15 protein-coding genes are annotated in these 18769 nt (G+C 74.2%); 6 read left to right on the top strand and 9 right to left on the bottom strand.

Going from position 1 to position 18769, the window contains the following annotated elements; translation table 11 throughout:
- Positions 1 to 122: 122 nt before the first annotated feature.
- Both FB458_RS17280 and FB458_RS17275 read left to right on the top strand, forming a co-directional pair.
- The gene (locus FB458_RS17280; protein ID WP_141849593.1) at positions 123 to 1481 is read left to right on the top strand and encodes an MFS transporter; all 1359 of its coding nucleotides are present in this window, start codon (positions 123 to 125) and stop codon (positions 1479 to 1481) included.
- Positions 1482 to 1690: 209 nt separating this feature from the next.
- Positions 1691 to 2050, top strand: coding sequence for an RNA polymerase-binding protein RbpA (locus FB458_RS17275; protein ID WP_141849592.1), 360 nt, complete (start codon positions 1691 to 1693; stop codon positions 2048 to 2050).
- A gap of 105 nt (positions 2051 to 2155) precedes the next feature.
- Here FB458_RS17275 and FB458_RS17270 read toward each other — a convergent pair whose 3' ends face one another.
- The 8 genes from FB458_RS17270 to kamD all read right to left on the bottom strand — a co-directional run bounded on the left by FB458_RS17270 (position 2156) and on the right by kamD (position 12136).
- Positions 2156 to 2710: an FxsA family protein gene (locus tag FB458_RS17270; RefSeq protein ID WP_141849591.1), complete on the bottom strand. Its 555-nt coding sequence runs from the start codon at positions 2708 to 2710 to the stop codon at positions 2156 to 2158.
- On the bottom strand, positions 2695 to 3489 hold the full coding sequence (locus tag FB458_RS17265; protein ID WP_141849590.1) for a polyprenol monophosphomannose synthase: 795 nt from the start codon (positions 3487 to 3489) through the stop codon (positions 2695 to 2697). The genes FB458_RS17270 and FB458_RS17265 overlap by 16 nt, the downstream gene beginning before the upstream one ends.
- A 61-nt stretch (positions 3490 to 3550) precedes the next feature.
- A complete protein-coding gene (gene lnt / locus FB458_RS17260) occupies positions 3551 to 5179 on the bottom strand; it encodes an apolipoprotein N-acyltransferase (protein WP_141849589.1) in 1629 nt (542 codons plus the stop codon).
- A 532-nt stretch (positions 5180 to 5711) separates the two neighbouring features.
- Positions 5712 to 6596 (bottom strand): LLM class flavin-dependent oxidoreductase, encoded by an 885-nt coding sequence (locus tag FB458_RS17255; protein WP_141849588.1) that lies wholly within the window; start codon positions 6594 to 6596, stop codon positions 5712 to 5714.
- Positions 6597 to 7626: 1030 nt separating this feature from the next.
- Entirely contained in the window at positions 7627 to 9231 is a 1605-nt protein-coding gene (locus tag FB458_RS17250; protein WP_141849587.1) for an HNH endonuclease signature motif containing protein, read from the bottom strand.
- Between the two features lie 63 nt (positions 9232 to 9294).
- Positions 9295 to 9726: a 3-aminobutyryl-CoA ammonia lyase gene (kal, locus tag FB458_RS17245; RefSeq protein WP_211356083.1), complete on the bottom strand. Its 432-nt coding sequence runs from the start codon at positions 9724 to 9726 to the stop codon at positions 9295 to 9297.
- Entirely contained in the window at positions 9723 to 10520 is a 798-nt protein-coding gene (kamE, locus tag FB458_RS17240; protein WP_141849586.1) for a lysine 5,6-aminomutase subunit beta, read from the bottom strand. Before kamE ends, kal begins: the two co-directional genes overlap by 4 nt.
- Entirely contained in the window at positions 10517 to 12136 is a 1620-nt protein-coding gene (gene kamD / locus FB458_RS17235) for a lysine 5,6-aminomutase subunit alpha (RefSeq protein ID WP_141849585.1), read from the bottom strand. Before kamD ends, kamE begins: the two co-directional genes overlap by 4 nt.
- 150 nt (positions 12137 to 12286) lie before the next feature.
- Between kamD and FB458_RS17230 the strand changes: the two genes are divergently transcribed.
- From FB458_RS17230 to FB458_RS17220, 3 genes are all read left to right on the top strand, one after another.
- Entirely contained in the window at positions 12287 to 13681 is a 1395-nt protein-coding gene (locus FB458_RS17230; protein ID WP_246061323.1) for a mycothione reductase, read from the top strand.
- A gap of 146 nt (positions 13682 to 13827) precedes the next feature.
- The gene (locus FB458_RS17225) at positions 13828 to 14619 is read left to right on the top strand and encodes a LamG domain-containing protein (protein WP_141849583.1); all 792 of its coding nucleotides are present in this window, start codon (positions 13828 to 13830) and stop codon (positions 14617 to 14619) included.
- Positions 14620 to 14624: 5 nt separating this feature from the next.
- Positions 14625 to 16133 carry a TolB family protein gene (locus FB458_RS17220; protein WP_141849582.1) on the top strand — a complete coding sequence of 503 codons (1509 nt, stop codon included), beginning with the start codon at positions 14625 to 14627 and terminating at the stop codon, positions 16131 to 16133.
- A gap of 4 nt (positions 16134 to 16137) precedes the next feature.
- Here FB458_RS17220 and kdd read toward each other — a convergent pair whose 3' ends face one another.
- The gene (gene kdd / locus FB458_RS17215; RefSeq protein WP_141849581.1) at positions 16138 to 17223 is read right to left on the bottom strand and encodes an L-erythro-3,5-diaminohexanoate dehydrogenase; all 1086 of its coding nucleotides are present in this window, start codon (positions 17221 to 17223) and stop codon (positions 16138 to 16140) included.
- A 96-nt stretch (positions 17224 to 17319) separates the two neighbouring features.
- Here kdd and FB458_RS17210 point away from each other — a divergent pair, with 96 nt between their 5' ends.
- Positions 17320 to 18768, top strand: a complete 1449-nt coding sequence (locus tag FB458_RS17210) for a KamA family radical SAM protein (RefSeq protein WP_141849580.1) — start codon at positions 17320 to 17322, stop codon at positions 18766 to 18768.
- Position 18769 lies beyond the last annotated feature (1 nt).

The following is an 18769-nucleotide window of genomic DNA, read 5'->3' as shown; positions in this document are numbered from 1 at the left end:
CCGGGGCCGTCCCCGGGCCGCTACGAGGGTCGCGCGCGCCGCCCAGGAGGTCTTCCCGACACGCCGTACGGCGTCGTGCGGAGCCGCCACGGGCGGGGTCGCGGGTGTGCCACGCTGCCCGCATGACCGCCCCGGCGACCACGCGCGAGCAGCGGGCGTGGTTCTTCTACGACTGGGCCAACTCGGCCTACGTGACGACGACGGCGACGGTGCTCATGGCGCCGTACCTCACCTCGGTCGCCCGCAACGCGGCGTGCCCCGGTCTCGCCGACCAGACGCGGTGCCGCACGACGCTGGACGTGCTGGGGCTCCCGATCGACCCGGGGTCGCTCTACGCCTACACGGCGACGGTCTCCACGCTGCTGTCGGCGCTGGTGCTCGTCCTCGTCGGGGCGGTGGCGGACCGCAGCGCCCACCCGACGCGGCTGCTCGGCGGGTTCGCCTGGGTCGGGGCGCTGGCGGCGTCGGCGATGGTGGCCGTGGCGGGGACGAGCTGGGGGCTCGGGGTGGGCCTGCTCGTCGTGGCGAACCTCTGCCTCGGGGCCTCGCTCGTGGTGTACGACTCGCTCCTCGTGCGGATCGCCGGGCCGGACGACCGCGACCGCGTCTCCTCGCGCGGGTGGGGCTTCGGATATCTCGGCGGCGGGCTGCTGCTCGCCCTCAACTTCCTCCTCGACCTGTTCCACACCCGGCTCGGCCTCGACCGGGCCACGTCGACGCGGATCAGCCTGCTGTCGGCCGGCCTGTGGTGGGGCGGGTTCACCCTCGTCCCCGTGCTCGGGCTGCGCGGGGTGACCGGCACCCTCGCCACCCCCGTCGAGCGGCGCCGGGGCGTCGTACGGGGCAGCGTGGTGCAGCTGGCCGACACCTTCCGCGAGCTGCGCCGCTACCCGCAGACGCTGCTCTTCCTGCTCGCCTACCTGTTCTTCAACGACGGCATCCAGACCGTCATCGGCTCCTCGAGCCTGTACGGCAGCGACGAGCTCGGGTTCCCGCAGTCCACCGTCCTCGGGGTCTTCCTCTTCGTCCAGTTCGTCGCCTGGGGCGGGGCGCTGCTGCTCGGGCGGGTGGCCGCGCGCGTCGGCGCGTGGCGCACGGTCCTCGGCAGCCTCGGCGCCTGGACCTTCGTCGTGCTCGGCGCCTACCTCGTGCCGCAGCGGCAGCTGGCCGTGTTCCTCGTCCTCGCCCTGGCCATCGGCATCGTCCTCGGCGGCAGCCAGGCCCTGTCCCGCTCGCTCTACAGCCAGCTCATCCCCCGCGGCCGGGAGGCCGAGTTCTTCAGCCTCTACCAGGCGATGGAGCGCGGCACGAGCTGGTTCGGCACGTTGCTCTTCGGCCTCGTGCACCAGTGGACGGGGTCCTACCGCGACGCCCTCGTCGCCCTCGTCGTCTTCTTCGTCGTCGGCGGGGTGCTGCTCAGCCGGGTCCGGATGCGCGAGGGCATCGTCGCGGCGGGGAACCCGGTGCCCCGCGTCGTGTGACGGGTTCCCGGCCGGTACCGGCCACTGCCCCCGACCCATCCGCGCACGCCTCGGCGTCGAACAGTGGGTGAGACGTCCCTCACCCCTGCCCGAGCCCGGGCGCGGGGCGGAACAAGGCAACCGGTCGGCTCGTTGGAACGTCTCGAAGGACACGGGCCGGACGCGAAGGGTCAGGCCGTGTCCAGGCCCCCAGACCCCGGGAGGACATGATGGCCGAACGCACACTTCGAGGCACCAACCTCGGCTCGCTGAGCCTGGAGTCCGACGACAACGTCGTCCCCAGCGAACGCCGACTCACCACCTACGTCTGCCCCCAGGGGCACCGCATCGAGCTGCCCTTCAGCGTGGAGGCCGACGTGCCGCCCGTGTGGGAGTGCCGTTGCGGTCAGGAGGCCAAGCTCCTCGACGGCCCCGAGGTCGAGCGCAAGGAGGCCAAGCACGTCCGCACCCACTGGGACATGCTGCTCGAGCGCCGCTCGATCCCCGAGCTCGAGGAGCTGCTCGAGGAGCGCCTCACCCTGCTGCGGGAGTCCCGCGGGGAGAAGCCCGCGCGCAAGCGCAGCGCCTGACGGCGCGGACGCACCACCTCGCACCACCCGTACGACGCAGCGGCCCGCCCCCCTCGAGGGGGCGGGCCGCGGCGCTGTGCGCCGAGGGCTGTGCTCGAGGGCTCCTCAGAGCACGCGTCCCTCGATGACGTCGGGCGGGTCGCCGGGGCCGCGGTCACGGGGCGTGGTCGCTCCGTCGGGCCTCCCGACCACCTGCCCGTCGACCACCTGCCCGTCGACCACCTGCCCGTTCACCGTCACCGCCCCGAGCAGCCGTCGGGCGGTGAGCGCCGCGACGACGCGTCGGGCCAGCGGCCGGGTCGGCGGCAGGACGAGCAGGAGTCCGACGAGGTCGGTGAGGAAGCCGGGGACGAGGATGAGGACGCCTCCGGCCAGCACGAGGGCCGCGTCGGACAGCTCCTGCACGGGCAGGCCGCCCGTGCGCACGGCCGCGCTCATCGAGCGCAGCGTCCGGGCCCCTTCGCGTCGGACGAGCCAGGCACCGAGCGCGGAGCCGGCGAGCAGGAGCAGGAAGGTCGGCCAGCCACCGATGAGGTGGGCGACGGCGATGACCAGCGCCACCTCGACGACGGGGACGAGGACGAGGAGCAGCCGCAGCAGCCGGAACGCGCCACCGCGGCGGCCCCCGGGCCGGCGGGGCTCACCTACAGGCGGTGCCATGTGCCCTCCCCCGCGCCGACGCCGTCGGCCACGCCGCGCCGCACCTCGGACCAGCGGTGCTTGACGCCCCACCCGGTGATGCGGCGCAGGGACTCGGCGACGATGTCGCCGTTCATCTTCGACCGGCCGATCTCGCGCTCGACGAACTCGATGGGGACCTCGACGACGTGCAGGCCGGCCTTGACGGCGCGCCAGGTCATCTCGACCTGGAAGCAGTAGCCCTGGGAGTCGATGGTGGCCAGCCCGAGCCGACGCAGCGCGTCCGCCCGGTAGACGCGGAACCCGGCGGTGGCGTCCGACACGGGCATCCCCAGCAGCACCCGCGTGTAGAGGTTGGCCCCGACGCTGAGCGCCTTGCGGTGGGACGGCCAGTTGACGACGCTCCCGCCGGGCACCCAGCGCGAGCCGATGACGACGTCGGCGTCGCGAGCCGCGCGCAGGAGGCCGGGCAGCGTCTCCGGCTGGTGCGAGCCGTCCGCGTCGATCTCGACGGCGGCGTCGTACCCGCGCTCGAGGGCCCAGGCGAAGCCGGCGAGGTACGCCGCGCCGAGCCCCTGCTTGCCGGTGCGGTGCAGGACGTGGACGGCGTCGTCGGCGGCGGCCAGCCGGTCGGCGACGTCGCCGGTGCCGTCGGGGGACGCGTCGTCGAGGACGAGCACGTCCGCGTCGGGGACGGCGGCCCGCAGGCGGGCGACGATGCGCGGCAGGTTCTCGCGCTCGTCGTACGTGGGCACCAGGACGCAGACGCGGGTGAGGGGGGCGCGCTGGGGCTCGGTCACGGTGGGGGTCCTCGAAGGGTCTCGCGGGGTCACGTCGTCCGGCTCGGCCGGCGCGCCGACCCTACTGGGCGGGCCGGGCGTCGCCGGTGCGGCCGGATCGGGCGGTTCGGCGGGCGGGACGGCGGCCCACGCGGGCGCGGTTGACGCGGACGAGGAGGAGGACGAGGAGGGTGGCGCCGGCGGCGTACTCGGGCCACGCCCCGACGACCGAGGCGACGGTCCGGGCGCTGCGGAGGGGGAGGTCACCGTGGAGGACGGCACGCGTGTACAACGAGGTCGGTTGGTGCACGGTTCCGTCGGGGGTGATGAGCGCGCTGACGCCGACCGTCGAGATGTGGACGACGGAGCGGCCGAGCTCCATGGCCCGGATCCGCGAGATGGCGAGCTGCTGGACCGACTCGTCGGTGTAGCCGAAGGTGGCGTTGTTGGTCTGGACCAGCAGCAGGTTGGCGCCGAGGGCGACGTTCTCGCGGACGAGGTCGTCGTACGCGACCTCGAAGCAGATGGTGGGGCCGGCGACGATCGGTGTGCCGCCCGCGCTGGGGACCCGGAAGACCACGGGCTCCTTGCCGGCGGCGAAGTCGCTGCGGACCAGGTCGACCTTGTCGCTGAAGAGGCGGAAGAACGAGCGCTGGGGGATGTACTCGGCGAACGGCACCGGGTGCTGCTTGACGTACGTCGCCACGATGCCCTTCCCCGGCTCGTAGAGCAGCGAGGCGTTGGAGATGTTGGGGAACGGCTGCTCGAGGAGGGCGCCGACGACGAGCGGGGCACCGACGGCGTCGATGGCGCGCTGGATCTGCGCCCCCGCGTCGGGGTTGCGAGTCGGGTCGATGTCCGAGGAGTTCTCCGGCCACACGACGAGGTCGGGCGTCGGGTCGCCCGCCTGCCCGGCCTGCTGGGCGCCGGCGATCGTCGCGGCGACGTGGTCGTCGAGGACGGCCCGGCGCTGGGCGTTGAAGTCGAGGCCGGCCGTGGGCACGTTGCCCTGGACGGCCATCACCCGCGCGGTGGGGCCGTCGGTCGGCAGCGGGACGACGAACCCGGCGAGCGCGACGACGACGGCCCCGGCGAGGGCCACGGCACCGAGCAGGGGGCGCCCGGTCGGTGCACCCTGCTCGGGCCGGCGCGCCAGCCGGACGACCGCCGCGGCGAGCAGGCCGCCGCACAGGGCCACGGCGAAGGTGATGCCGGGGGCTCCGGCGAGCGGGGCCAGGTGGCCGAACGGCGAGCCCGACTGGCTGAAGGCGAGCCGGACCCAGGGGAAGCCGCCGTACGGGAGCCGGTCGCGCAGCAGCTCCTGGGTCGTCCACGCCAGGGCCACGACGAGCGGGCGGACCCGGTCGGGGCCGCGCCGGGCGCCGTCCGGGGTGAGCGGGTCGGGGGTGGGGCGGCCTCGCTGGAGCGCAGCCTGAGCGGCCCCGAGGAGAGCGATGAAGGCGGCCTGGGAGACCGACAGGGCGATCCACGGCAGGTCGCCGACGTAGATGCCCGACCAGTGCAGGGTGACGAGGAAGTACACCAGCCCGGCGAGCAGGCCGAGGAGCGCGCCGACGCGGGCGCGGACCCCGCGGGTCGCGAGGGCGAGCAGGGCCACCCCGACGGGGGCCAGCCACCACCAGTCGCGGCCGGGGAACGCCTGGCTGAGGGCCGCGCCCGCGAGCAGGGCGAGGAGGACGCGGAGCGGCACGGCGTCACCGTAACCGGCGGACCTGGGACGTCCGTCGGCGCCCGCCGACCGGGAAGGGTCGGGCGGAGCCCGCGGGCCGGGGAGGGCCGGGCAGCGCGGGGCCGGGGCAGCACGAGGGCCCGCACCTGCTGTTGGGACCTGGCCGTGGCCGACGGGGTGCCGGTCGCGTCCAGTTGTCTACTGGGCAGGGCGAGCCTCTCGTGCCGGCCACCAACCACGGGACGTCCGTGGGCGTCGTCCCCGCCTCGGGTGAGCCTGGTGTGCGACGGCTGCGCGCGCATGCCGCCGACGGCTCCCTCCAGGGGGACTGTTCCCGACGCGACCGAGGTCGTCCGGGTGACCAACCGCGGATCAACGTACTCGTCGAGCACCTGGTGTCAACCCGCCGTTCACCTGCGACGATGCGCCTTCCCGCAGGTCAGGGACGTGCACCGGACGAGGTCGACCGAAGGCTTTCTCCCGGTCCGGTCGGCGTGTCCCGGACGACACGCCGACGGCACGGACGGACGACCCTCTCCTCCCCCGTCGTGCGTCAGCCCAGGGCGGGGGCGACGTCGTGGACTACGGCGTCGAGCAGCGCGCGAGACCGCTCGGCGTCGCCGCCGAGGTGGCCGTCGAGGACGATGAACTCGTCGGCGCCGGCGTCGCGGTAGCGCCCCAGGGTGTCGCGCAGCTGCTCGAGGCTGCCGCCGACGGTGCGGTCGTCGAGGTCGATCGCCTCGGTGACGCCGTCGAGGACGATGCGCGCCTGGACGGTGCGGCGGAGGCTGGCCGGGTCGCGGCCCTCCCGCTCGCAGGCGGCGGTCATCACCCCGCTCTTGTGGGCGAACAGGTCGGGGTCGCCCCACACGTTCCACTCGTCGGCCTGCCGGGCGACGATGCCGGCCATGACCTTCTCCCCCGCTCCGCCGATCATCAGCGGTAGGGGTCCCACGGGCTTCGGGTCCATCCGGGCGGCGGTGAGGCGGTAGTACCGGCCGTCGAGGTCGGCGACCGGCTCGTCGCGGAGTGCGCGCACGACCCGGCAGGCCTCCTCGAAGCGCCGCAGGCGGGGGCCGACGGCGGGCAGCTCGATGCCGTACTGCTCGTGCTCGTTGACCTGCCACCCGGCGCCGAGGCCCAGGACGAACCGGCCGTCGCTGACGTGGTCGATGGTGCGGGCCTGGTTGGCGACGACGGCGGGGTGCCGATAGGTGTTGCCGGCCACCAGCGTCCCGAGCCGCACCCGCGGGACGACCGCGGCGAGGGCGGCGAGCAGGGTGAAGCCCTCGTGGACGTCGCCGCCGCCCTGCTCGGTGTTGTCCATGAAGTGGTCCATGACCCACACGCCGTGCACGCCCACCTCCTCGGCGTGCAGCGACAGGTCGCGCAAGACGGTCCACGGGTGCTTGGCGGTCGGCCAGAAGGAGATGTCCACGCCGTCACTCTGTCACCGCGGATGGTCGCGCGAAGGGCCGGCCGGGCTCACTCGGCGACGTACCGTGTCCAGCGGGTGCCGGCCGGCCCGGCGACGGACGTGGCGACCCGGAGACGGTGCGGACGACCGTCGCCACCGAGGCCCTCTCCGCCGAAGCCCGCACCGCGCAGGCCCGCACCGTCGAGGAGACTCGGGTGCCGACGCCGCCGACGAGCATCGGGACGGTGACGACGTGGAGCTCGTCGACCAGCCGGCCGCGAGCAGCGCCGTCGTCAGCCCACCACCCCCGTCCGCGACGACCGCGGTCGCGCCGAGGACGCCACCGAAGGCCGCCACGGCCGCGGCGAGGTCGACGTGCTCCTCACCGCGGACGAGGTACGGCACCTAGAGATCCCGCAGGTGCGCCAGGTAGCCGGCCGGGGTGTGGGCACGGACGAGGACGAGCAGGGAGGTCTCGTCGTCGCCGGTGAAGGTCCAGTCGACCCGGCCGCGCCCGTCGATCACGGCGAACCACCGCGGAGCCCGGCGCGGGAGGTGGTCGTCCGGCTTTCGGCTCGCCCGAGAGGCGCGAGTCGGGTTCCGGTCGATCGCTGCTCTCGGTGACGCCGGAACGGTGTCCCCAGCGGGAACCCCGGTCCGGCCCGACGAAGCTGGCGCTGCCCTCGAGCACCACCGTGGGGCCCCACGTCCGGGCGATCCAGCGATGGCGACGCGCCAGCACCTCCTCGGTGTCCCTCGCCCACCCCGAGCGCCACCGCTGCCCGACCTCGGGCTGGAGCAGGCGGTCGTGCCGGGAGGTCGACACCCGGCCGTCGATCGACGCCGTCGTCGTGACGACCACCCGGGGCCGGAGACTGCTCGAGCACCTTCCCGGGTCGGTCGTCGCGGCCGCGAGGGTCGTGTCGCTGGTGGTGGTGGCGGGCTTCGTGGCTGGGGATGTGGCGGGCGTGGTCGTGTCCGGGACGGCGCCGTGCCCGGGCGGCGGTGTCATGGGCGGCCAGGGGAGGTGGCGGCACCGACACCCGGTCGCTCACGCCGCACGTTCCCGGAGCGCTGCCGGTTCGGTGGCGTACGTGCGTCCTAGGGGCGAGGTCCACGTGCAGATCCCGTCGGTGGTGAGGACGTAGGTCCACGGTGTGTGGGTCTTGAAGCGGTGGTGGGTGACGCAGAGGCAGGCGAGGTTGTCGACGGTCGTGGGGCCGGTGGGGAACGGGACGACGTGGTCGAGCTGGGTGCGGGCGGCGGGGACGGAGCAGCCGGGGAAGCGGCAGTGGCCGTCGCGGGCGCGTACCGCTCTGGCGACCGCGGCGGCGGGTCGGTAGGTCGTCGGGTCGTGGGTCAGGAGGGCGCCGGTCCTCGGGTGGCACCCGTGGAGGCGTACCCGGGTGTCGGGGTCGGCCAGCAGTCTGGCGACCGCCTCGGCGAGGACGAACCCGACCATGGGGTGCTGCACCCCGATCGACCAGCTCCCCGGTGATTCCTGAGCCCTCGAGGCTGCCGACCATCGCTCGTCGGGTGGTGACGCGTCGCGGTCGGCCCCGGGGACCGTAGGCACGACCTGAAGATCGCAATCGCCTTCGGCCACCTCGACGAGACCGGCCAGCCCACGCTCGGCCACCGACCACGTGAGGTCGGGGACCAGGCGGAGCGCCGGGCGGCGATCGCCGTGCACGTCGCTCGTGCAGGCGGTCGAGGCGTCGTCCTCGGAGCTCTCGGCGGCCACCCCGTCACCGTCGGCCATCCCGTCACCGGCGGCCGGCCAGGCGTCGAGCGGCACGGTCAGGTCGACCGTCGTCGTGATGGTGGCTCGACCGAGGACGAGCGAGACCAGCGCCTGGGCCCGGGCCGGACCGACCGTCAGCGACGGGTCGGCCCGCAGGTACTCCCCCGCCAGCTCGTCGATGGCCGCCCACACGGACAGCGAGTCCTCGGACGGCAGCGACGCCGACCAGGTGCTCATCCCGGGGTCCAGGCCGGGTCCGACGCGCACGAACGCGTCCCGGCGGGCGCTCTCGGCCCGCCGCTGCTGGGACTCGGGGTCGACGTGGGCCGCGGCGGCGGCGACGCGCTTGCGCAGGGCCGGGACGTCGAGGTCGGTGGGGCCGAGGCGGTACCGCGTCGACACGAGCTCGGGGTGGACGACGGCGTCGTCGTACGCCGGACGGTGCTCACGGGCGACCTCGAAGGCCTGGTGGGCGACGACCCGCGCGCGGGCCAGGTCGAGCCGACCGGCGCGCACGAGCCCGAGGGTCTGCGGCAGGTCCCGGGCGAGCATGCGGGCGTCGTCGAGCAGCGCGCTCACCGCCCGACGGCCCAGCCGCAGCGCGGTGGCCAGCTCGACGGCGGCGACGTCGTCCCCCTCGGGACCGAGGGCGCAGCGTCCTCTCGCGCGGAGGTCGGCCTTGTCCTGCTCGACCTCCTCGACCGTGCGGCGGGCGAAGGCCTCCAGGGCCAGCACCTGGATCGCGTCCAGTGCCGAGGTCGCCCGGCGGACCAGCTCCACGACGGCCAGCGCCTCGTCGACCTCGAGGTCCACCAGGGCGGTGTCGGTCAGCGACTCGAGGTCCGGGACGACACCCAGCGGCGAGCGCAGGCCGTCACCGACCTGCTCCATGGTCCCCCGCCACCCGGTCATCGCCGTCTCCTCGTTCGAACGTGTGTTCGATTCTACGACGAGAGCGGCGGCTGGGCAAGCCCCTCAGGGGACGACCACGGTCCCCCGCGCGGTGGTGGCGACGAGCGGGGGGTCGAGGACGTCGGCGGCGGACTCACCGCGCTGCGGCGCGCCGCGCCCGACGACGCGGACCTCGAACGCCATCTCGCGCGAGCGCCGGCCGACCCGCACCAGCCGCGCCTCGATCTCGATGACGTCGCCGGCCCGCACGGGCGCGACGAACTGGACGTCGGAGTACGACGCGAACAGCCCCTCGTCCCCGTCGGTGCGGATGCACATCTCGGTGGCGACGTCGCCGAAGGCCGCCAGCGAGTACGCCCCGTCGACGAGGTTCCCCGCGTAGTGCGCGTGGCTGTACGGCACGTACCGGCGGTGGACCACGACCGCCCCCACCTCGGCCCCCGACGCCGCCGCCCCGGGCGCGGGCTCGGCCTGCTGCTGCGCGTGGTCGGTCACGACGCCTTCCTCTCCTGGTCGGGGTTGCGGGTGCTGCCCCGGGCGCTGCCCGCCGGTGGCACGAGCGCGTGGACGAGGTAGCTGGCCACCTCGCCCGGGGTCGTCCCCCGGCCGAAGATCCGGTCGACCCCCAACCCGGCCTCCGACCCCTCCTCGAAGCGCGGACCCCCCGCGACGAGGAGCGGCACCTGCCCCGCGGGATATGCCTCGCGGAAGGCCGCCGACATCTGGGTCGTGTTGTGCACGTGCGCGTCCTTCTGCGTGACGACCTGCGAGACGAGCACCGCGTCGGCCTTCTCGGCGCGCGCCCGCGCGACCAGCTCCGGGACGAGCACCTGAGCGCCGAGGTTGACCACCTTGATCTCGCGGTAGTACTCGAGCCCCTTCTCGCCGGCGAAGCCCTTGATGTTGAGGATGGCGTCGATGCCCACCGTGTGCGCGTCGGTCCCGATGCACGCGCCGACGACGACGAGCTTGCGACGCAGCCCGCGCTTGATCGCGGCGTTGACGTCCTTGGACGAGAGCAGCGGGTACTCGCGCTCGACGACGGTGACGTCGCGCAGGTCGACCAGGTGCGTCACCGACCCGTAGACGACGAAGAACGTGAAGTCCGGCCCCATCGCCTTGGCGTGGACGAGCAGAGCCGGCTCCATGCCCATCTTGCGGGCCAGCTGGAGGGCGGCGCCCTCGGCGCGCTTGTCGTGCGGCAGAGGGAGGGTGAAGGAGACCTGCACCATCCCGTCACCCGTCGTGTCGCCGTACGGGCGGACCAGGGGCCCCGGCTCGGTGCTCATCGCGTGCTGCCCTCCTCGAGCATCGTCGTCGCCGGGTTGTCGTAGCCCGGCCCCTCGGGGGTACGGCGGCGCGCCTTCTCCACCACCCCGTCGAGCCCCTTGCCCGCCTCCGGCGGGCGCTTCATCAGCCCGAAGGTGCCGTCGGCGATGGCCCGCAGCAGGGGCGGGTGGTCACCCCGATCGCCCTGGTCGGCGACGATCCCCTCGAGCAGGGTCACCGCCTCCCCCAGCACCTCGCGGGCCCGGGTCTGGATGAAGCCGTCGCGCGGCGGGTGGAAGTCCTCGACGAGTCCGCCGGCGGCGTTCATCACGTAGCGCACGTTCTGCAGGGCGAGGTCGCGGTCGGACAGGAACGGCGTGACGACGGCTTCGGTCATCATCCCGACGAGCAGGATGCCCTGCCCGGTCATCGCCCCGACGAGGTTGAAGAAGCCGTCGAGCAGGTAGCCGCGGAACACGTCGCCGGTCATGTGCTTGGTCGGCGGCATCCACTTCAGCGGCGCGTCGGGGAACAGCTGCCGCGCGAGCATCGCGTGCGCCAGCTCCATCCGGAACGACTCGGGCACCTCGGGGTTGATCTCGAACGCGTGGCCGAGGCCGAGCTGCCAGTCCTCCAGCCCCGCCTCCTTGGCGAAGTACTCGTTGAGCAGCTGGCTGACGGTCACGGTGTGCGCGGCCTCGACCGCGTCGGCGGTCGTGAGGTAGTTGTCCTCGCCGGTGTTGATGATGATCCCGGCCCGCGCGTGGACCTGCCGCGAGAAGCGCTGGTCGACGAAGGTGCGGATCGGGTTGATGTCGCGGAAGAGGATCCCGTACATCGAGTCGTTGAGCATCATGTCGAGCCGCTCGAGCCCGGCCAGCGCCGCGATCTCCGGCATGCACAGCCCGGAGGCGTAGTTGGTGAGCCGGACGTAGCGCCCGACCTCCTTGCTCGTCTCGTCGAGCGCGGCGCGCATGAGCCGGAAGTTCTCCTGCGTCGCGTACGTCCCGGCGTACCCCTCGTGGGTCGCGCCCTCCGGCACGTAGTCGAGCAGGGACTGCCCCGTCGAGCGGATGACGGCGATGACGTCCGCGCCCTCGCGCGCGGCCGCCTGCGCCTGCGGGATGTCCTCGTCGATGTCGCCGGTGGCGACGATGAGGTAGATCCACGGCTTGCTCGGCGGGTCCCCCAGCCGCCTGATCATCCGCTCACGGGCGGCCCGCTGCCGGTCGACCGTACGGAGCCCCGCGGCCACCTCCTTGCGCGCGGCCGTGCGGGCGCCCGTGAGGTCGCGCCCCTCGGGCAGCCGGAAGGACACCGACCCGCTGGCCGCCTTCTGGGCCAGGGTCGTGAGGTCCTCCGCCTCCCCGCGCCGCAGAGCGTCGTACACCGGGGTCGTGACGCCGTGCTCGAGGCCGACCTGGCCGCGGACCGCGTCGACGAGGTGGTTGACCCACGGGACGCGCTCGTGGTCGGCGCCGCGCAGCCCGGCGAGGCGCAGCGTCGCCCGCTCGACGGACATGGTCGTGTGCCGCTGGGCCAGTTTGACGACGGGCGCCCCGGCCCGGCGGGCCAGGGTGCGGGCACGGCGGACGGCCGCGGGGTCGAGCTCGAGGCGGGCGGGCGTCGTCGTCACGGGGAGCAGCGTAGCGAAGGACGACGATCTTCCGGTGCACTGCGGCGCATGCCGCAAGTTCTCCGGCGCAGCACGCCGTACGGCGTCGGATCGTCACCGCCGTGGTGTCCGGTCGGACGCGTGTCGCACCGCCCACCTAGGCTGGCGGCCGTGACCACGCGCCACCACGACCTCGTCGTCATCGGGACCGGATCCGGCAACAGCATCGTCGACGACCGCTTCGCCGACCTCGACGTCGCCATCGTCGAGAAGGGCGTCTTCGGCGGCACCTGCCTCAACGTCGGGTGCATCCCCACGAAGATGCTCGTGCTGCCCGCCGACCGGGTCGTCGAGGCCGCCGACAGCGCCCGCCTGGGGGTGTCCTTCCCTCCGGGGCAGGCCGACTGGCGCGCCATCCGCGACCGCGTCTTCGGGCGGATCGACCCGATCGCCGCGGGCGGTGAGGAGTACCGACGCGGACTCGCCAACGTCACCGTCTACGACCGGGAGGCCCGGTTCGTCGGCCCGATGCGGCTCGACACCGGCACCGGGGTCGAGATCACGGCCGACCGCTGGGTCGTCGCCGCCGGCGGTCGCCCGCGGCTGCTCGACGTGCCCGGCCTCGACGCCGTCGACCCCGCCCGCGGGGTGCACACCAGCGATACGATCATGAGGGTCGACGAGCTGCCGCTGCGGACCGCGGTGGTCGGCGGCGGGTACGTCGCCGCCGAGCTCTCGCACGTCCTGCAGTCGCTCGGCTCCGACGTGACCTGGGTGCACCGCGGCGAGACCCTGCTCGGCCACCTCGACCGCGAGATCGCGCGGGCCTTCACCGACCTCGCGCGCGAGCGGTTCGACCTGCGGCTGGGCTCGACCGTCACCGCGGCGTCGTACGACGGCTCGGTGCACCGCCTCGCGGTGAAGGGCCCCGAGGGCGAGCGGACCGTCGAGGCGGACGCGGTCCTGCTCGCCGTCGGGCGCGTGCCGAACACCGACCTGCTCGACGTCGCGGCGGCGGGGCTCGCGACGACGGACGACGGTCGGCTCGTCGTCGACAGCCAGCAGCGCACCTCCGTCCCCGACGTCTGGGCGCTCGGCGACATCAGCACGGACTTCCCGCTCAAGCACGTGGCCAACCACGAGGCACGCGTCGTCCAGCACAACCTGCTGCACGCGATGGGCCGCGAGGGCGAGGCGCGCGAGAGCGACCACCGGTTCGTCCCCAGCGCCGTCTTCACCCATCCGCAGATCGCGAGCGTCGGTGCCACCGAGCAGGAGCTCGAGGACGCCGGCCGCGCCTACCGCGCCAAGACGCAGAAGTTCGGCGACGTGGCCTATGGGTGGGCCCTGGAGGACACGACGGGGTTGTGCAAGGTCCTCGTCGACCCGGAGTCGCTGCAGATCCTCGGCGCGCACCTCATGGGCCCGATGTCCTCCGTCCTCGTGCAGACCTTCATCCAGGCGATGTCGTTCGGGCAGCGAGCCGACGACGTCGCGCGCGGGCAGTACTGGATCCACCCGGCGCTCAGCGAGGTCGTCGAGAACGCCCTCCTCGGGGTGCTCTGAGCGGTCGGCCGCGCACCGTCCCCGAGACGGACCTGGCCGATCCCTGTGCGCTGTCCGTGCCGGGGGGTAGCGTGACCGCCGCCGCCCCGGACGGGGGCGACGCCGGGACGGGGAGCCCCGGGGAGACGACGTCGGGGAGCCGCACCGTGCGCACACATCCGATCGGCACCGCGCTGGCCGCGGCCGCCGCCACCCTCACCGTCGTGGGGGTGGCCCTGGCGTCCCACCCGGCGGCCGCGGCCGGCGGCGCCGCCGCCGCGGCGGCGAGCGCCCCGCAGGCCGTCGCCCCGCGGGCCGTCGTCGCCGCGGGCCCTCCCGCACCGACCGGCACGCTCGTCGGGTCCTGGCAGTTCGACGGCCCCGCCGGGTCGACGAGCGAGCCGGACTCCTCCGGCACCGGCAACACCGCCACCCCCGACCCCCGCCACCCGGGGGTCTCGTGGGGGCGCTGGGAGCCGACGAGCGACAGCGGCTACGCGCACTTCGCCGACGGGATCCTCCAGACGCCGAACTCGGCCACGCTCGTGCCGGGCGACCGCGACATCCGCGTCGACGTACGCGTGCGGGTCACCAACGGCGCCAAGGGCAACAACATCATCCAGAAGGGCACCTCGACCGACACGTCGGGCTTCTGGAAGATCGAGACGACGTACTACATCACCCGGTGCCGCTTCCTCGGAGCGCAGGGTTCGGCGCGGCTGCAGAGCCACGCCGTCATCAACGACGGCCGGTGGCACACGATCACGTGCACGAAGACGGCCTCCGCGGCGGACCTCTGGGTCGACGGTGCGCTGGAGGACCACCAGGACGTCGTCGTCGGGGCCAACACCAACACGACCGACGGGGTCTCGATCGGCGGGAAGACGATCAACGGCTCGGTCAGCCCGGACGACGAGCTGGGCGGCGACCTCGACTACGCGACCTACCGGCTGGGCTGACGGGGATGACGACGATGACGACGAGCACGACGAGCACGACGAGCACGACGAGCACGACGACCACCGACCCGACCCGCCGCCGAGCGACGCCCCTGCTCGCCGCCGCCGGCGCCCTCGCCGTCGTGGCCGCCGGGGTGACCGGCGTCGCCCTGCGGGCGCCCGCCGGGACGTCCCCCGCCGCGAGCACCGCGACGACGACCACCCTCTCCGCGACCGCCGCCGGCGTCGTCGGCAACGGGCGCTCCACGCTCGTCGACGCCCGGCCGGGGCTCGTCGCCCTCGACAGCACGTCGACCAACCTCGCCCCGGGCGCCACGTCGGGCGCGCAGCAGAGCTACGTCAAGGCGACGTCGGGCGCCCTCACCCTCGTCTCCGCCTCGGGCGCCACGCCGTCGGCGCGGGGCGCGGTCGGCGTCGGCTTCTCCCCCGACGGCTCGCGGGTGGCCTTCGTCGCCCGCGGCGGCCTCGCCGGGACCGCGACCGGGCCGCAGGCCTACGTCCGCACCCTGTCGACCGGGGCGACGACGCTCGTCTCGGGCACGGGGGGCACCGCCCTGGCCAACCACGGCCTCTCGCTCACCCCGGCCGGGTTCTCCGCCGCGGGGACGAAGGTCGCCTTCGCCGCCCGCGACACGTCGTACGGCGCGGGGTGGCAGGTGCTCGTCGCCGACCTCGCCGCCGGGACCCTGACCCTGGCCTCGGTCGGCAGCACGGGTCAGCCCGTCGGCCCCGCCGGGCAGACGCCGCCCACCGTCGGCATCAGCGCCGACGGCGCGGCCGTCTACTTCGACTCCGACACCGCGAAGGTCCTGCCGGGGGTGGCCCCCGGGCAGGTCTACCGGCGCGACCTGGCCGGCCGGACGACGTCCGTGATCTCGCGCGACGCCGCCGGGGTCGCCTGCCGGGGGACGCTCGACACGGTCCTCGCCACCGGCCGGGTGGTCTTCGACTCCCCCGGCGTGTGCGTCGCGGGCACCCCGAAGGGCAAGGGCAACGTCTTCGTCACCGGCGCGACCGGCACCGGGACGGCGCTCGTGTCGGCCAAAGCGAGTGGGCCGGCCGCGGACCAGCTGACCACCTTCTCCGGCGCCTCGGCCGACGGGACCGCGGTCGCCGTCACGTCGTTCGCGACCGACCTCGGGGTCGCGGGCGTGGTGAAGTCGACGCCGCAGCTCTACGTCAAGAGCCTCACCACCGGGGCGCTGACCTGGGTCTCGCGCCCGCCGAAGGGCACCTCGACGGGCAAGAACGTCGGGGTGAGTCACGACGTGGAGCTCGGCCAGGACGGCTCGGTGGTGACGTGGTCGACGCGCGGGAGCAACCTGCTGCCCGCCGCACCGTCGGTCCCCCAGTCGATCCTGCGCCGCGACCTCGCGGCGGGCACCACGTCGCAGGTGAGCGTGGCGGCGTCCGGCGCCGACGTCCTGTCCTCGGTCACCCGGGTGCTCGACGCGACGCGGGTCGCGTTCTCCGACGACACCGCCGGGCAGGTGCTGCTGCGCACCCTGGGGTGAGCGGTCAGTCGAGCCGCGACTCGAACAGGGCCCGGACCGCCGGCGTGCCGCGCAGCAGCCGCAGGGCGTGCTCGGCGTGCCCCGGGACGTAGCCGTTGCCGACGAGCATCCGCACGTCGGCGGCCAGCCCCTCGGCGCCGAGCGCGGCGGCCGCGAAGCTCGTCGCCATCGAGAAGAAGACGACGGTGCCGCCCTGGGCCGTCGCGAGGACGGCCGGCTGCTCGCAGCCGGGCACGTCGACGCAGACGACGGTGACGTCGGCGGGGCCCCCCGCCCCGGCCACCGCCTCGGACAGCCCGAGCGGCGAGCGGGCGTCGGCGACGACGACCGCGTCCGCGAGCTCCGTGCCCTCGAGCAGCGCCGCCTCGCGCTCGACGGGGACCACGGCGATGGTCCGTCCCGCCCCGGCCTCGCGGGCCGCGGCCAGCGACAGCGAGCCGGACTTCCCGGCGCCGCCGAGGACGCACACCGTCGGCGCGTGGTCGGGCCGGGCGGCGACGTACTCCCCCACCACCCGCGCGACCAGGGCCGGGGCGCCGCAGACGTCCATGACCATCAGCGCGAGCCGCGGGTCCAGGTCGCCCGGGAGGACGGCGGCGATGCTGCGGCCGAACAGGACGGCGTACCCCGTGGCCGGGACCTGCTCGGACAGGCCGTCCCAGCGCTCGAGGCCGTCGGTGACGGCGAGCGGGGTGAGCGACAGCGAGACGAGGGTGGCGACCCGCTCGCCGACCGCCAGGCCCAGCGGGCTGCGCGGCCCGACCTCGGCGACCGTCCCGATGAGCATGCCGCCGGACCCGGTCACCGGGTTCTGCATCTTCCCCCGGGTGGCGACGATGTCGAGGACCTCGGCCCGCACGGCCGCCCCGTCGGTCCTGCCGTCCGGCGTGCGGTGCTTCTCGGCCAGCTGCCGGTACGACGCCGCGTCGAGGTTGAGCGTCTCGACCTCGATCCGCACCTCGTCGTTCCACAGCTCCGCGCGCGCGTCGAGCCGCTGGGCGGCCTGGGGCAGCGTCAGCGGCTCACCGGTGTCGCCCAGCGGGGCGAGGACGCGGTGCAGACCGACGGGGGACGACGGGGTGGTGGGCACAGATACTCCGTTCAGAACCCGCGTCAAGAGGAAGTCCTGCACTTCTGACGGCTCTTGACGGGAAATTGTCGAGCAGGCGCCGCTACAGTACCGGTCATGACGATCGTCGAGCAGCCCTATGCCTACCGGCGCCGAGAGCTCGTGGAGCCCGACTGGACGCGCCTGCCCGGATGGGCCGGCGTCACCGCCGCCGAGTGGGCCGACGTGCAGTGGCAGCGCGCGCACTGCGTGAAGAACGTGCGCCAGCTGCGCGAGCTCATGGGCGACCTGCTCGAGGACTCCTTCTACGCCGACCTCGAGCGCGACCAGGCCGAGCGCGCGACGATGTCGATGCTCGTGCCGCCGCAGATGCTCAACACGATGGTCCCGGCCACCGACGGGCCGGTGCCCGCGGCCGGCGCCGAGTACACCGCCGCGTTCCTCGCGGACCCCGTCCGCCGCTACATGCTGCCGGTGTTCTCCGACCGCCGGTCCGACTGGCCGTCGCACCCGCACGCGACGCGCGACTCGCTGCACGAGCACGACATGTGGGTGACCGAGGGCCTGACCCACCGGTACCCGACCAAGGTGCTCGCCGAGCTGCTGCCGACCTGCCCGCAGTACTGCGGCCACTGCACCCGGATGGACCTCGTCGGCAACTCCACCCCGCAGGTCACCAAGCTCAAGCTGGCCGGCAAACCGGTCGACCGCTACTCCGCGATGCTCGGCTACCTCGGCACCCACCCCGAGGTCCGCGACGTCGTCGTCTCCGGCGGCGACGTGGCCAACATGCCGTGGAAGAACCTGGAGGCGTTCCTGCTGCGCCTGCTCGAGATCGACAACGTCCGTGACGTGCGCCTCGCGACCAAGGCCCTCATGGGCCTGCCGCAGCACTGGCTCGCGCCCGACGTCGTCGAGGGCGTCGGCCGGGTCGCCCAGGTCGCGCGGGCCCGCGGGGTGAACCTCGCCATCCACACCCACGTCAACAGCGCGCAGTCGGTGACGCCGGCCGTCGCCGCGGCGGCGCGGGCCATGCTCGACGCGGGGGTGCGCGACGTGCGCAACCAGGGCGTGCTCATGCGCGGCGTCAACGACACCCCCGAGCAGCTGCTCGACCTGTGCTTCGCCCTGCAGGACGACGCGATGGTGACGCCGTACTACTTCTACATGTGCGACATGATCCCCTTCAGCGAGCACTGGCGGGTCTCGCTGAAGCACGCGCAGCACCTGCAGCACGCGATGATGGGCTACCTGCCCGGCTTCGCCACGCCGCGCATCGTGTGCGACGTGCCGTTCGTCGGCAAGCGGTGGGTGCACCAGGTCGAGGACTACGACACCGAGCGCGGGATCTCCTACTGGCGCAAGAACTACCGCACCTCGATCGAGGGCGACGACACAGAGGCGCTGTCGCGCGACTACGTGTACTACGACCCGATCGACACCCTGCCCGAGGCCGGGCAGCAGTGGTGGCTCCAGCAGTCGGCGGCCTCGGCCGCGCAGGACGCCGCGGCGGCGCAGGACGCGGCCCGGGCGAGCCGCGAGCTGGCGCAGGCCCAGCTGGGGTGAG

Origin of the sequence: Lapillicoccus jejuensis, assembly GCF_006715055.1 — a bacterium.
Lineage (GTDB): Bacteria > Actinomycetota > Actinomycetes > Actinomycetales > Dermatophilaceae > Lapillicoccus > Lapillicoccus jejuensis.
The sequence above is the reverse complement of the archived record's forward strand: the minus strand, read 5'-3'. Positions and strand labels throughout refer to the sequence as shown.